At 36.3% G+C, this 13449-nt stretch carries 15 protein-coding genes; 3 read left to right on the plus strand and 12 right to left on the minus strand.

The window, feature by feature from the left end; translation table 11 throughout:
- Window positions 1-58: 58 nt before the first annotated feature.
- From C9E89_RS10625 to C9E89_RS10635, 3 genes are all read right to left on the minus strand, one after another.
- Complete coding sequence (locus C9E89_RS10625; protein ID WP_107008241.1) at window positions 59-817, minus strand: hypothetical protein; 759 nt, start codon at window positions 815-817, stop codon at window positions 59-61.
- A 239-nt stretch (window positions 818-1056) separates the two neighbouring features.
- Window positions 1057-1851: a thioesterase family protein gene (locus tag C9E89_RS10630; protein ID WP_107008242.1), complete on the minus strand. Its 795-nt coding sequence runs from the start codon at window positions 1849-1851 to the stop codon at window positions 1057-1059.
- A gap of 195 nt (window positions 1852-2046) precedes the next feature.
- Complete coding sequence (locus tag C9E89_RS10635) at window positions 2047-2733, minus strand: YggS family pyridoxal phosphate-dependent enzyme (RefSeq protein WP_107008243.1); 687 nt, start codon at window positions 2731-2733, stop codon at window positions 2047-2049.
- Window positions 2734-2854: 121 nt separating this feature from the next.
- On the opposite strand from C9E89_RS10635, the gene C9E89_RS10640 reads away from it, so the two are divergent.
- Window positions 2855-3892, plus strand: coding sequence for a type IV pilus twitching motility protein PilT (locus C9E89_RS10640; protein ID WP_107008244.1), 1038 nt, complete (start codon window positions 2855-2857; stop codon window positions 3890-3892).
- Between the two features lie 26 nt (window positions 3893-3918).
- Window positions 3919-5037 carry a PilT/PilU family type 4a pilus ATPase gene (locus C9E89_RS10645; RefSeq protein ID WP_107008245.1) on the plus strand — a complete coding sequence of 373 codons (1119 nt, stop codon included), beginning with the start codon at window positions 3919-3921 and terminating at the stop codon, window positions 5035-5037.
- 70 nt (window positions 5038-5107) lie between these two features.
- Here the strand turns inward: C9E89_RS10645 and fur are convergent, their stop codons facing one another.
- On the minus strand, window positions 5108-5545 hold the full coding sequence (gene fur / locus C9E89_RS10650; RefSeq protein WP_107008246.1) for a ferric iron uptake transcriptional regulator: 438 nt from the start codon (window positions 5543-5545) through the stop codon (window positions 5108-5110).
- Between the two features lie 110 nt (window positions 5546-5655).
- Between fur and C9E89_RS10655 the strand changes: the two genes are divergently transcribed.
- Complete coding sequence (locus C9E89_RS10655) at window positions 5656-6054, plus strand: outer membrane protein assembly factor BamE (protein WP_107008247.1); 399 nt, start codon at window positions 5656-5658, stop codon at window positions 6052-6054.
- 84 nt (window positions 6055-6138) lie between these two features.
- Here the strand turns inward: C9E89_RS10655 and C9E89_RS10660 are convergent, their stop codons facing one another.
- The 8 genes from C9E89_RS10660 to dut all read right to left on the minus strand — a co-directional run bounded on the left by C9E89_RS10660 (window position 6139) and on the right by dut (window position 13445).
- Window positions 6139-6483, minus strand: a complete 345-nt coding sequence (locus C9E89_RS10660) for an RnfH family protein (RefSeq protein WP_107008248.1) — start codon at window positions 6481-6483, stop codon at window positions 6139-6141.
- Window positions 6483-7562, minus strand: coding sequence for a hypothetical protein (locus tag C9E89_RS10665; RefSeq protein WP_107008249.1), 1080 nt, complete (start codon window positions 7560-7562; stop codon window positions 6483-6485). The genes C9E89_RS10660 and C9E89_RS10665 overlap by 1 nt, the downstream gene beginning before the upstream one ends.
- 144 nt (window positions 7563-7706) lie before the next feature.
- The gene (locus C9E89_RS10670) at window positions 7707-8162 is read right to left on the minus strand and encodes a bacteriohemerythrin (protein ID WP_107008250.1); all 456 of its coding nucleotides are present in this window, start codon (window positions 8160-8162) and stop codon (window positions 7707-7709) included.
- A gap of 375 nt (window positions 8163-8537) precedes the next feature.
- Window positions 8538-9386: a class II glutamine amidotransferase gene (locus tag C9E89_RS10675; protein WP_107008251.1), complete on the minus strand. Its 849-nt coding sequence runs from the start codon at window positions 9384-9386 to the stop codon at window positions 8538-8540.
- A gap of 98 nt (window positions 9387-9484) precedes the next feature.
- On the minus strand, window positions 9485-10261 hold the full coding sequence (locus tag C9E89_RS10680; RefSeq protein ID WP_107008252.1) for a GNAT family N-acetyltransferase: 777 nt from the start codon (window positions 10259-10261) through the stop codon (window positions 9485-9487).
- A gap of 161 nt (window positions 10262-10422) precedes the next feature.
- Window positions 10423-11331 carry an acetylglutamate kinase gene (gene argB / locus C9E89_RS10685; RefSeq protein WP_107008253.1) on the minus strand — a complete coding sequence of 303 codons (909 nt, stop codon included), beginning with the start codon at window positions 11329-11331 and terminating at the stop codon, window positions 10423-10425.
- A gap of 27 nt (window positions 11332-11358) precedes the next feature.
- Window positions 11359-12786: a phosphomannomutase/phosphoglucomutase gene (locus tag C9E89_RS10690; RefSeq protein ID WP_107008254.1), complete on the minus strand. Its 1428-nt coding sequence runs from the start codon at window positions 12784-12786 to the stop codon at window positions 11359-11361.
- Window positions 12787-12992: 206 nt separating this feature from the next.
- Window positions 12993-13445 (minus strand): dUTP diphosphatase, encoded by a 453-nt coding sequence (dut, locus tag C9E89_RS10695; protein WP_107008255.1) that lies wholly within the window; start codon window positions 13443-13445, stop codon window positions 12993-12995.
- Window positions 13446-13449 lie beyond the last annotated feature (4 nt).

Genomic DNA, 13449 nt, shown 5'->3' on the forward strand with positions numbered 1-13449 from the left:
TTGTAATAATATAACATCTAAAAATTCACCCTTCTAACAATGTCAGTTTTTAGGATATTCAATCCGCAGGAAATGCGTTAGGTGCAGGTGCATAATCTCCATTTTGATCTCTTTTCGGAACATATCGTGGTGCTTTTAATTCATAAATAACCGTGCCAATCACTCCTGTATTTTGAATTGAACCATGACTTGAGTTTGCAGCATAAGATTGTTCAGGTTGACTAAAAGTAAATGATGCAACTGAATGATTACTTTTTCTAAAACCTTCAATAGAAATTGAACTATAAGGATGCAATACATAACCTGCATTTTTTCGAGATGCCTGACGTCCATTCAAAACATCTAAACCATCTACACTTGCCACGACTTCAAAGGTTTGGGCACTACTATTATGATAACGTAATTGATAACTTTGCCCATTTTGACCCGATAAAAAATAACGTTGCCCTTCTCTATATAAGGCTAAGTTTCGTCCTTGATCATCTAATATCGAAAAACTAATTTTTCCAGAGGCTAATGAAATACTGTTTATACCACGCCCTGAAAATTGTTTATCTGCATAACGTATTTGTGTTTCATCCACAGGCTGCTGAGATAATCTTTTTAAATCTACAGCTTGAACATAAGAACTAACATCATCGCCCCATTTTGTTCCTAATTGTTGACTCCCACTGACTCGGTTGTCTTTGCTTTCTGCCTGAATTGCTTGAGGTGCATATTCTGCACGGCTTGTTTGCTTTTGCTGAATAGGTTGAGAACTACAAGCCGCTAGTCCTGCAAGTAAAAGTAAAGAAAGTAAATAGTGTAGCTTCATCATCTATAATCCTTATCATTTGATTTACTGAGGTTACATACTTCAAAGAAAGATATTTTTTAAACTGTTTTAAAGTGATCTAGCCAAGTCCTATATCAACAATCGTTTTAATTTCACGATGAAAGAACTAATGAACCTCAGTATAACCTGATGAGAAACGATGATTTTGTAGTCATTTGTAGAGTAAATTTTAAAAATGACTCACACTATTTACCCACTTTTTAAAATACTTAGCTTGGCTTTTACATTGGTCGCAAGGTTAAAATTTGTTCTGCACGCCCAAATGGTCCATATATATCATGAAGCACTGAACTGGTTAATCCAATACCATCTTCACCATATTGTTGTACGGTTTCTAAACCTAACCATTTACCTTGAGGTAAACGATACAAATGAATTTGTAAGTCTAGATTTGGAAATCCCCAATTAAATGGAGGAGTTTGCCGTGCAACAATCCCATTTGCTGTGTCAACCATCCCCATTAGTTTAACAAATGAAGAGGTTTTTTGCCCTTCAATCATCTCTAAATCATTACTGAGCCATACAATTCCTGCACCTTGTCGTCGTTGTTCAGTACGTGCCTCAACAGATTTGATATAACCCCCTGGCCATTGACGGATTTCATGCCAAACGGGTAAGTTTTCTGGTGTTCCTATATTTTGATCTTCTAAACCAGCGATCTTTTGACTGTTATTGGTCATCATGCGCCATGTTCTTGCCACAATACATGTTTTTCCCTGAGTGACCATTTCAGATTCAATGAGTTCAATGGTCTTACCACCACGAATAACTTTAGTTGTAATATAAAAATCTCCAGCAGCAATTAAACCAAAAATATCCAAGCTAATTCGACCAATTCGAACATCATCTCGAGGCGAAAATAGTTCTAATTCTGCACAAATAATGCCTGTTGCAGGTGCCATATGCTGTTCATGCTCATTCCAAGCGCCTTGCACATACTGAGTAGACGTATAGTGGGCTGTGACTACTCCTTGTTCATCAGTAGTACGTTGTATTCGTTGATAATAACTAGACATATTCTTCCTTGATTATTCATTTCTTACATTTTAGGCGTGATATTTTCACTTTTGATTCGCCCTATTTTTGTACTCAATTTATCTCTAAATGTCCAATTTTCAAGAAAATACTGAACGCATAAGTTCAGTATTTCCCTAAAATTTCAAAATTTATCGAGATCAGTTCTATTCTTTTGAATTTGAATTTCTTTATTTTTATTTTGAATAATCACGTGAGCCAAATAATGCCGTACCTACTCTGACCATAGTTGAACCTGCTGCAATCGCCTCTTTCATATCACCTGACATTCCCATACTTAAAGTATCCCAATCTTCAGCATGTTGATGCTTAGATTTTACCGCCTCAAAAAGTTGTTTAGCATCATCAAAAGCTGCGGTGTTATTCGGTGCAGGAATTACCATTAAACCACGCAATCTTAAATGTGGAAGTTGGCTAATCTGTTGTACCAATTCTGCAACTTTGCTAGGTTGGCAGCCATCTTTACTGTCTTGCCCATCAATATTGACTTGCAAACAAATATTTAAAGCTTCTTGGTTTACATCACGTTGTGTTGATAAACGTTCTGCTATGATTAAACGATCTACCCCATGTACCCAATCAAATTTTTCTGCCAAATACTTGGTTTTATTACGCTGCACATGCCCAATAAAATGCCACTCAATATCTAAGTCTTGTAATTTCTCAATTTTCTCTAAAGCTTCTTGTAAATAATTTTCGCCAAAGGCACGCTGCCCAGCCATATACATTTCTTTTAACATGTCACTTGGATGTGTTTTTGAAACTGCCAATAGTTGTACTTCTGCTTGATCTCGCTGTGCGTTTTGGCAAGCGTGTTCAATCTGTTGCAGTACATCATTACGTGCTTGTTTTAAATCATTCATTAACCATCATTCCATTTAAAAAAATTTCAGCTTTCTTGTTCATCAAATGTTGGTTATGCTGAACGAAAGCCTTATCATTCTACAAAATAATTATGTAAATAGGTTTTACTTTGGGGACATTATGGACATTACAGAACTACTAGCATTTTCCGTTAAAAATGGTGCATCAGATTTACACTTATCAGCAGGTATGCCACCAATGATTCGTGTCGATGGTGAAGTGCGCCGTATTAACTTACCTGCGTTTGAACATAAAGATGTACACCGTCTTGTTTATGACATTATGAATGATAAACAACGTCGTGATTATGAAGAACAACTTGAAACTGACTTTTCATTTGAAGTTCCAGGGGTAGCACGTTTTCGTGTCAACGCATTTAACCAAAACCGTGGCGCAGGTGCAGTATTTCGTACCATTCCGTCAAAAGTACTCACCATGGAGGACTTAGGTTTAGGTCAAATCTTTAAGGATATTTGTGAATATCCGCGTGGTATTGTATTGGTCACAGGTCCAACAGGTTCTGGTAAATCAACCACTTTGGCAGCAATGCTTGATTATATTAATGATAATCGCTATGACCATATTTTAACTGTCGAAGACCCGATCGAGTTTGTACATCAGTCTAAAAAATGTCTGATTAACCAACGTGAAGTCCATCGTGATACACATGGTTTTAACGAAGCACTACGTTCCGCACTTCGTGAAGACCCTGATATTATTTTGGTCGGTGAGATGCGTGACTTAGAAACGATTCGTTTGGCACTGACTGCAGCAGAAACAGGTCACTTAGTCTTTGGTACACTGCATACCACCTCTGCGGCAAAAACCATTGACCGTGTTATTGACGTGTTCCCTGCCGAAGAAAAAGATATGGTTCGTGCCATGTTGTCAGAGTCTTTACAAGCCGTTATTTCGCAAACACTGCTTAAGAAAAATGGCGGTGGTCGAGTTGCTGCACACGAAATTATGATCGGTGTACCTGCGATTCGTAACTTGATTCGTGAAAATAAAGTCGCTCAAATGTATTCTGCAATTCAGACAGGTGCAAACTACGGTATGACAACGCTAGATCAAAGCTTAAAAACCTTGGTTGCAAAAGGCACGATCAGCCCTCAAGTTGCACGTAATGCCGCAAAACAGCCAGAATCATTCTTATAATTAAAAAATAAATTTGGGGAATTAGAATGGATTTTAATGATTTGCTCAATATGATGATTGAGCAAAAAGCATCAGATTTATTTATTACTGCTGATGTTGAACCATCAATGAAAATTAATGGTCAAATTGTCCCTGTCGTTAAAACCAAGTTGACAGGTGAAGTTGTTGGTCAAATCATTCATTCAATCATGAGTGATAAACAACGTAAAGAATTTGCAGAAACACGTGAATGTAACTTTGCTATTGTAAATAAAGACAAAACTGCTCGTTTTCGTGTGAGTGCTTTTCAGCAACGCGACCAACCGGGTATGATTTTACGTCGAATCGAAACCGTTATTCCAACGATGGAAGAGCTAAAACTTCCACCTATTTTAAAAGATTTAGCCATGACTAAACGTGGCATTATCATTTTTGTAGGTGCAACGGGTACAGGTAAATCAACATCTTTAGCATCTATCATTGGTTATCGTAATCAAAACTCTAAAGGTCATATCATTACCATTGAAGACCCGATTGAATTTGTTCACGAACATGCAGGCTGTATTATTACGCAACGCGAAGTCGGTATTGATACTGACTCATTTGAAATTGCACTGAAAAATACTTTACGTCAAGCACCTGATGTGATCTTAATTGGTGAGATTCGTTCTCGTGAAACCATGGATTATGCTATTGCCTTTGCTGAAACAGGTCACTTGGTTTTTGCAACACTGCATGCCAACAACGCCAACCAAGCCATTGACCGTATTATTCACTTCTTTGAATCTGATCGTCATGGACAGTTATTTATGGACTTATCGCTTAACTTAAAAGCGATGGTTGCACAACAGCTTATTCCAACACCTGATGGAAATTCACGTCGTGCTGCGATTGAAATTTTAATCAATTCACCTTTAATTTCAGACTTAATCCGTAAAGGTGATGTGCATGAAATTAAGGATTTGATGAAACGATCGCGTGAACTGGGGATGCAAACTTTTGACCAAGCATTATTTGACCTCTATAAAGCTGGGCAAATTACCTATAAAGATGCACTGAAACACGCAGACTCACCAAATGACTTACGTCTACAAATCAAGTTAGATGAAGAAGGTGGCGCTCAACTTCTCAATGCGAACAATAAACTTACTTTTGATGGTCAATAGTATTTATTCAGCATAAAAAAAGAGCAAATTTAAAATTTGCTCTTTTTTAATTTGTTGTATTTATGTGATTTTATTTCTTACGAAAAGCTTCCTGACATTCAGGCTCATCACAATAACCATACAAATTCAACGAGTGACCTGTTAAGCTAAAGCCATATTGCTCAGCCACTTTATGTTGTTCATGTTCGATAATATCATTCGTAAATTCAACAACTTTATTACAGTTTTGACAAACAATATGATCGTGGTGATCTTCTTGCATGATTTCAAAAACTGAATGATTATTTTCAAAATGATGACGCTGAATAATACCCGCAGCTTCGAATTGTGTTAACACACGATATACGGTCGCAAGACCGACATCTTCACCTTGCTCAAGTAATGTTTTATAAATGTCTTCCGCGCTCAAGTGGTGTTGTCTTGAATTTTCTAATAATTCCAAAATCTTGATTCGTGGTAGGGTAACTTTAAGTCCAGCTTTGCGTAAATCTTGATTTGAAATAGCCATATACAAAGGTCTCAACAAATTTTAAGTTGGAATATGCAACAGAGTTTAGATGCAGTATGATCTATCCCTAGATCAATTGCATCATAATTAATTTGGGATAGTGTAGCAAAATGCAAAAAATCATGCTGACGTTATTCGTCGCTTCTTTACTTGGTGGATGTTCCGTATTCGGTGTATATAAAGTTGATATCCCACAAGGAACACCTTTAACCCAAGCACAAGCTTCAAAAGTTCAAGTTGGTATGAACTATCAGCAAGTTCGCTTCTTACTTGGCAGTCCAACAGTCACTGATCCATTAAACCCATCACGTTGGGACTACATCTACAACTATATTCCTGGAACTTATGCTAAAAAAGCTAAAATTCCTGCTGCACATGGTCAACATTTAAAAATATATTTTAATGAGTCAGGAATTGTGACTAATATTGAAGGACTAGAAACGATTCCAGAATCTCAACCTGGTTTGCCTGCTTCTAAAGAAGCAATTTTGAATGCGCCTCCACTATAGACATTTTCCAATAAAAAGAAACCCCTCCATCAGGGGTTTTTATTATCATTGTCATAGTTTAAAGCGATAAGTTGAAATATCGCACTATTTTGACAAAAGCTGGCGATAGCGATTGCCTCGGCAATAACGCCCCACTGGATTGGCTTTTGCTCGATTACGTCGAATATCTTTTGGGTTAATGGTCAGCGCACGATAAATCTCGACTCGCTCTCCCATCGCTAAAACTTGATTTTGATCTGAAATTTTGACACCAAAAATCCCAAGTTGGTAGGATTCAGGCAAATCAACTTGAGCTTGTATCCCACTTTTTACGATTGCATCGTAAGCCGTCATGCCTTCCTCAAATTGAACAGCAATATGAAACTGCTGACTTTGGGTTGCATAAGCAACCCAAACTTTTCCATCAGATTTTTGCGCTACAACAGTCATTAGATAAGTTGCCCAATAAATGAAATGATTGCAATTAAAATCGCAAGTGGTGTCACGATACGTACTGCAATACGCCAAATATTATAAAAAGCTTCTGAACTAAAATTCATAGATTTACGTAGGTGACTAATTTTCATAATCCAACCCACAAATACAGCATAAATCAAACAAATCACTAAGCCCCATAACATCACAATACTATTAAAAATAGTTGTAATATTTGGAATAGCCCAAACCAACAAAGCAAGCAAGATAATAATATATTGTAAAACAGGTGCAATATTACGTTGGCTTAACTGTTCTTTAGCCAACTGTAATAACAGCGCAGCACTACTGATCGCGGCAAAGCATAAAACAAAAGCAGGAATCTGTGTACTTACCGCAAAAAACCCAAAAGCAATGACAGCAACCAGTTGGGCAATCCAAATTGGAAACACTGCTTGTGTTGCTGCACTTTCTTTAGCGTGTAATGTATTTGTTTGCCAATACAGTCCTAAACCTAAACCACTTGCCACTAAAGCAAGAATCGTGGCATTCCCCCACTCTTTAAACTCGATTGGAGTCACATGCCATGGCTGTAAAGCTGTACCAAAAATGTTAGCCACTACAAGAGAAGCAATCACACCAAGAGCTGTTAATAAAACTAAAATCGAACGTGACAAAAATGATAAGCCAACTGCAACCACTGCACCAATCACTAAAAGCAAGTTTGCTTGTAACCCAAGCTGTGCATGTTGAAGGCTATTCAGTGTCACATTAGATAAAATTGCACCTGCTAAAAAAGGAATAAATACAACTGACAGCCAACCTACTATACGCCAATGTTGTGAAGCATCTGCATCACGGGTTAACTCAGCTAAAGCAGTAAGTGGTGTTTTTTTTGAACGTTTTGCTAATGCGATTTCTAAATAAGTCATTGGCAATGCTAAAATCAGCATTGTGCCCAACCACAATAACCAAAAGTCAATTTGTCGATCAATTTGTAGACCTAAGCTAGGCGCTAAACCCACAATAATCATAAATGATAGACAAAATGCCATGAGCGGCGATAACCATCGTGACATAGAATAATCCTGCATGAGGTGTTTCATAATAAATTGCTGCTATTTTGCCTTTGTCCTCAATGAAAATCAAAGATTAGGCATAAAAAAAGCAAACCAAGTTATGGTTTGCTGCGCTAGTCAGTTTCTACTCTTCTTATTTTCTGTTTTTTATTATTCATTTTAAGAGAAAAAGCGTTGAAACCAATTTTTACCTTTTTTCTTTTCATTTTCATGAATAATTCCCATCATATTGTGTTTTACAGCACCCACATAATCTGCATCATCATGTTGAATATGGTTAATCAACCATTTTGCTAAAACTTCGCTCAACTCATTTTCAATAGATTTGCCATCCTCAAAATTTTGACGGTACCCTTCAATGCGTTTAATAAATAAATCATGTACACGTTTATGGGGTACACGATATTTATAATTTGCTTCTTCTTGTAAACTTTCTTCGAAGGTAAAATGTGACTGTGTATAGTCAATAATATTATCTAAAATTTCTTTAATTCGTGCGCGGTCTGAAATGACATCTACACTTTGTAGCTCATTGATATAATCTAAAATACGTTTATGTTGATCATCGATCACATCAATTCCCGTATTATATTCAGGAAGCCATTTCATCTTCATACCAATGCCCCACTCAACTTAAAAATATTATTCATTACATGGTTACATCATAACCGCTTAAAAAATAAATAAAAATCAACTAGTTTAGTCGGGTTTCAGGCTTTCTGTAGCAAAAAACTACAACTCATTGTTTTAAAGAAATAAAAGCATTATAACCAAGTAAAAGAATAAAGTATTTTTTAACCAAAATATTATTTTTATCTTTATTTTATATTCAATCAATATTCATTTTAAAATAAGCTTTTTAATAAAAATATTTTTATTTTTTATACTTTAAATAGAGTTTAATATTATTTAAATAAAACACCCTATATTTAAAATAGAGTGTCATATATTTTATCTTATTCAATCATCACTATTGATCTAAAAATAAACTCAATATTGATCTGCCTTAGTGATACGCTTCAAACTTGGATCTTGAGCTTCACGTTGCAAACGCGCCACAACAGTCATTGCACGCTGAATGGGCTGTCCATGTTGAAATAAAATCATTTCACCTTGTCGATATGCTTGCCATGTTTCATTATGCGTTAGAGGCTCTGTGGTAATGACTGCAACACGATCTTCAGGTGTAGTCACTTCACTAAAATCAATATCGACATCTAAATCTATCAATTTTGCATGTTGAAATGGATATTCACGTACTAGCCAATGCAACTTTGTCGTGGCATAACTAAATAAGGCTTGCCCATTTGAAAGACAAAAATTAAATGTGCCATATTCAGCTATTTTAGGAGAAATTTCGTGTAATACTGCAAAAATTTCTTTCAATGAAGGTTCATGATAACCAAATTTTTCAACAAACTTATCCAGTAAATAACAAAAAGCAAGTTCACTATCTGTATTTCCTACAGGGGTAAAACGCCCTGAAAGTCGTGGCTGAAAATCATATAAATCACCATTATGAGCAAAAATCCATTGTCGCCCCCACAACTCACGCACAAAAGGATGTGAATTTTCTAAGGTAATTTTACCTTGTGTTGCTTTACGGATATGCGCAATGACATTGCGTGATTTGATTGGATAATTACGAACCAACTCAGCAATAGGTGACTCTACCGCAGACTGATTATCGACAAATAAACGACAGGCTTTATCTTCAAAAAATGCAATACCAAAACCATCAGAATGGTCAGAAGTAATTCCCGCACGTTGCGAAAACCCACGGAAAGAAAATGTAATATCCGTTGGTGTTGCACAGTTCATTCCAAGTAATTGGCACATAATCATTCATTACAACATTATCATTATGTGAATATTGTGCATCAGTCCCACCTCGCTTGCAAATCAGAATGTTTGCAAACGAAATGTAGTTAGACTATTTAACGACTGACCATTTTGTTTAATACAAAACTTTTCGCCACTTCATTGACATCTAAAAATACAAAATAGTCTAGACAATTAAATTGCTGATCATGATATGCCTGCTGTGATAAACGCGCATTCATTTTTAAATACACGTCAAATAATTTAGGAATACGTTCATCTTGCAGAAAACTAAACTCAGGATATGTTGGTTCATAACTGGGTTTAGCTGGCACATGAATTGTTTGATTTTTACTTAATTTTTTAATAAATTGATGCGTGTAGTAAGCACGTGCTTTATTGTCTTCTAAGCGAATACTCACACAGCCCATTAAATGTTTAGCTTTCATTTTCCAAAGTACCATCGGTACTAAATTAAGCCATAAAATCGACAATGCTTTTCCATTACGATAACGTGGATGAACACAAGTACGACCAATTTCTACAATATTATTTAAATGAGAAAATTGAGAAACATCAAACTCTTGGGCACTATAACTTTGGGCTAATTGATGACCATGTACCAATTTCAAACGCGTATAAGCCACGATCTCATTGCTCCACTTGTCACGTAATACAGCATGATGACAATCTAAGTCATATAAATCTTGGTCTAAACCATGCTCAAATTGAACACCAAACTGTTCTGCAAATTGTTCAGCTCGAAATTTTTGAATTTCTTTTAATTGTTTAATGTCCTCTGCCCATTCAAATTTGTATTGTAATTGAGGTTTTTTAGGGCGTGTCAGTGGGAAACTAATGTTTTGTCTGTATTGATTTAACTTTGCAAACATAATTTAGAACTCCTTGTGCTTTTCATCACACTAGAGAATCTAAATGACAAATCAATGACTAATTTATGACCATTCAAAAACACATTCTAAATAATGATCTTATAAATTACATATAAAAAAAAGCCAGTAAATGACTGGCTTTTTAACATAAACGTTTAAGATCAAACTGAAGTTGATTTTGTACGATTGGTAATTAAAGTACCTACACCATGATCTGTAAAAATTTCGAGCAAGGTTGCATGAGGTACACGACCATCAACGATATGCGCACTCACTACGCCACCTTTAACAGCATCTAGGGCACAACCCACCTTAGGAATCATACCACCATAAATCACGCCTGTTTCAATCAGATCATCAACTTCCTGTGTAGATAAACCTGTTAAGAGATTTTTATTTTCGTCTAAAACCCCTGTGATATTGGTTAATAAAATCAATTTTTCCGCACCTAAAGCTTCTGCAACTTTACCAGCGACTAAATCAGCATTGATATTATAGGTTTTCCCTTCTTCATCTACACCCAAAGGTGCAATGACAGGAATAAAATCACTTTGGGTAAACATTTCTAAGACATCGGTTTTTACACCCGTCACTTCACCCACTAAACCAAGATCAATTTGTTTTACAGAACCATCATCTTGGACTTTTTCCATTAATAATTTACGTGCGCGCAGTAAATTACCATCTTTACCTGTCAGACCGATTGCACGACCGCCATGCTTATTGATTAAATTTACAATTGATTTATTAACACTTCCGCCTAAAACCATCTCTACAACTTCCATCGTTGCAGGGTCAGTCACACGCATACCATCAATACGGTCAGACTCACGTCCAAGTTGTTTTAAAAATGAATCAACTTGTGGACCACCACCATGCACAACTATCGGATTTATTCCCACAGTTTTTAAGAGCACAATGTCACGAGCAAATGAACTTTCCAAAGTAGGATCTGTCATTGCATTGCCGCCATATTTTACGACTAGCGTTTTACCTGAAAAGCGCTGAATATAAGGTAAGGCTTCTGTTAAAATTTGCGCTTTATCAGTGCCAGTGTGTTGATGTGGCATGCTTTTCTCCCGTCACAATCATGTAAATTAATGAGCCTTCAAGATATCTTGAGCGATCATAGGATAATGATCATGCAGCATAGACGCAAATGTTTGCCGAATTTCATCTAAACGAGATGGGCAATCTGCATCAAAACGAACAGTAAAGAACTCACCTGTATTTGATGCTCGAATGATGCCAAATCCATGATCAAAATCAAGTCGAATTCCATCTATTTTAATTAATTCCGCACCATAACGCGCACTCAGTTGTTCAATTTCACTCAGTACAATTTTAGGATTCGTGCTATGTGTACTGATGTAAGTATCTTCGGTATAGCACCGTTCAGGATAAACTGCTAATACGTTTGACAATGACATTTGACTTGGCAAATCACATAAATATTCCATGATACGCAATGCTGCATATAAACCATCATCATAGCCTAAACCACGTCCATCATTAAAAACATAATGTCCTGCGTATTCTCCACCGAAGACTGCTTGACCTTTAGATTGTGTTAAATATTTACGTAAAAAACTACTTCCTGTACGAATCATGGTGGCTTTACCGCCCATTTTTTCAATCGTTTGTCGCACTATAGGCGAGCATTTAACATCAAATACAATCTCTCGGTGTGGATTTGCCTTTAAACAGATGTGTGCAAATAGTGCCATTAAACGATCTGGAGAAATAATATGTGCATGTTCATCTAAAATAACAACACGATCGCCATCACCATCTAACGCAATTCCAATATCAGCTTCATGATTTAAAATATTTTGCCGTAATAATTCGAGATGTTTCGCTTGTGATGGATCTGGCGCATGGTCAGGAAAATTTCCATCAGCATTGCAGCGCAGTGCAATCACCTCACAACCTAGCTTTCTTAAAATAATTTGAGAACAAAACCCTGCTGAACCGTTTAAACCATCAATGACAACCTTAAGAGGTCGTTTTAAATAAATATCACGTAATAAAGCCGTCTGATAAGCCACACAAAATTCGGTTTTAATTTCATGCTTCACTGTAGGTGATGCAATAATTTGTGTCTGTTGCACTAAAAACTGTTCAGCCTGATGACCAATCGCCTGAATCATGTCTGGGCAAGGTGGCTCACCTTGTATAATCCACTTCATGCCATTATCTACTTTAGGATTATGACTGGCTGTAATAATTAAACCATTTCCTTGAGCTTTACGCGCCGCAAAATACATTTGTGGTGACGAACAACAACCGATTGAAATCACTTCAAAATCATGTTGTAAGAATACATTCTCAATAATTTTTGCAAAAACAGGACTACTCAAACGAGCATCATAACCAATGACAATCTGACGTTGGTTATATTGTTGATATTGTTTCACTAATGCTTGGGCAATACAGTGAACTAACTCAGGTTTTAGTAACTCGACTTTTCCACGAATATCATATGCACGAAAAATATGATGTGGAAATTCAAAAGAATTTATCATAAGCAATACTTCTAATGACCATCCCCCATTAGATGGCTAGAAGTCAGTCATCTTTTTTAAAGCTTTTTAGGATCAAGTCAATTCTATTAAAATTGTATTAACACTATATGTAACATTAACCCATATTTTAAATATACTTTTGGTTACAAAGCTAGAAAAAAATGACAAAAAGCCTGAAAATCAGGCTTTTTTAGATGAAAAATTAATTAATTTTTACCTGTATGCCCAAAACCACCTGCACCACGCTCAGTTGCTTCAAACTCATTAACTAAGTCAAATTCTGCTTGCACAACTGGTACTAATACATATTGAGCTAAGCGCTCACCTGGCTCCAAACTAAATGTAGTTTGCCCACGATTCCATACAGACACCATCAATTCACCTTGATAATCTGAATCAATCAAGCCGACTAAATTACCTAAAACGATACCATGCTTATGTCCTAAGCCTGAACGTGGTAAAACTAAACCCGCAAAATTTGGATCTTGAATATAAATTGCCATACCTGTTTTCACTAAAACAGTTTGACCTGGCTCAATTTGAATGGTTTCTGCTACACATGCACGTAAATCTAAACCTGCTGAACCAGTTGTCGCATAAGTTGGCATTGGCCACTCTTGACCTAAACGTGAATCAAGAATTTTTACTTGAACTTTCATATTG

This window comes from Acinetobacter sichuanensis, assembly GCF_003024515.2.
GTDB lineage: Bacteria > Pseudomonadota > Gammaproteobacteria > Pseudomonadales > Moraxellaceae > Acinetobacter > Acinetobacter sichuanensis.

Coding starts and splice junctions, on each gene's coding strand:
- C9E89_RS10625 (WP_107008241.1), bottom strand. CDS start 817: ATGATGAAGCTACACTATTTACTTTCTTTACTTTTACTTGCAGGACTA.
- C9E89_RS10630 (WP_107008242.1), bottom strand. CDS start 1,851: ATGTCTAGTTATTATCAACGAATACAACGTACTACTGATGAACAAGGA.
- C9E89_RS10635 (WP_107008243.1), bottom strand. CDS start 2,733: ATGAATGATTTAAAACAAGCACGTAATGATGTACTGCAACAGATTGAA.
- C9E89_RS10640 (WP_107008244.1), top strand. CDS start 2,855: ATGGACATTACAGAACTACTAGCATTTTCCGTTAAAAATGGTGCATCA.
- C9E89_RS10645 (WP_107008245.1), top strand. CDS start 3,919: ATGGATTTTAATGATTTGCTCAATATGATGATTGAGCAAAAAGCATCA.
- fur (WP_107008246.1), bottom strand. CDS start 5,545: ATGGCTATTTCAAATCAAGATTTACGCAAAGCTGGACTTAAAGTTACC.
- C9E89_RS10655 (WP_107008247.1), top strand. CDS start 5,656: ATGCAAAAAATCATGCTGACGTTATTCGTCGCTTCTTTACTTGGTGGA.
- C9E89_RS10660 (WP_107008248.1), bottom strand. CDS start 6,483: ATGACTGTTGTAGCGCAAAAATCTGATGGAAAAGTTTGGGTTGCTTAT.
- C9E89_RS10665 (WP_107008249.1), bottom strand. CDS start 7,562: ATGCAGGATTATTCTATGTCACGATGGTTATCGCCGCTCATGGCATTT.
- C9E89_RS10670 (WP_107008250.1), bottom strand. CDS start 8,162: ATGAAGATGAAATGGCTTCCTGAATATAATACGGGAATTGATGTGATC.
- C9E89_RS10675 (WP_107008251.1), bottom strand. CDS start 9,386: ATGTGCCAATTACTTGGAATGAACTGTGCAACACCAACGGATATTACA.
- C9E89_RS10680 (WP_107008252.1), bottom strand. CDS start 10,261: ATGTTTGCAAAGTTAAATCAATACAGACAAAACATTAGTTTCCCACTG.
- argB (WP_107008253.1), bottom strand. CDS start 11,331: ATGCCACATCAACACACTGGCACTGATAAAGCGCAAATTTTAACAGAA.
- C9E89_RS10690 (WP_107008254.1), bottom strand. CDS start 12,786: ATGATAAATTCTTTTGAATTTCCACATCATATTTTTCGTGCATATGAT.
- dut (WP_107008255.1), bottom strand. CDS start 13,445: ATGAAAGTTCAAGTAAAAATTCTTGATTCACGTTTAGGTCAAGAGTGG.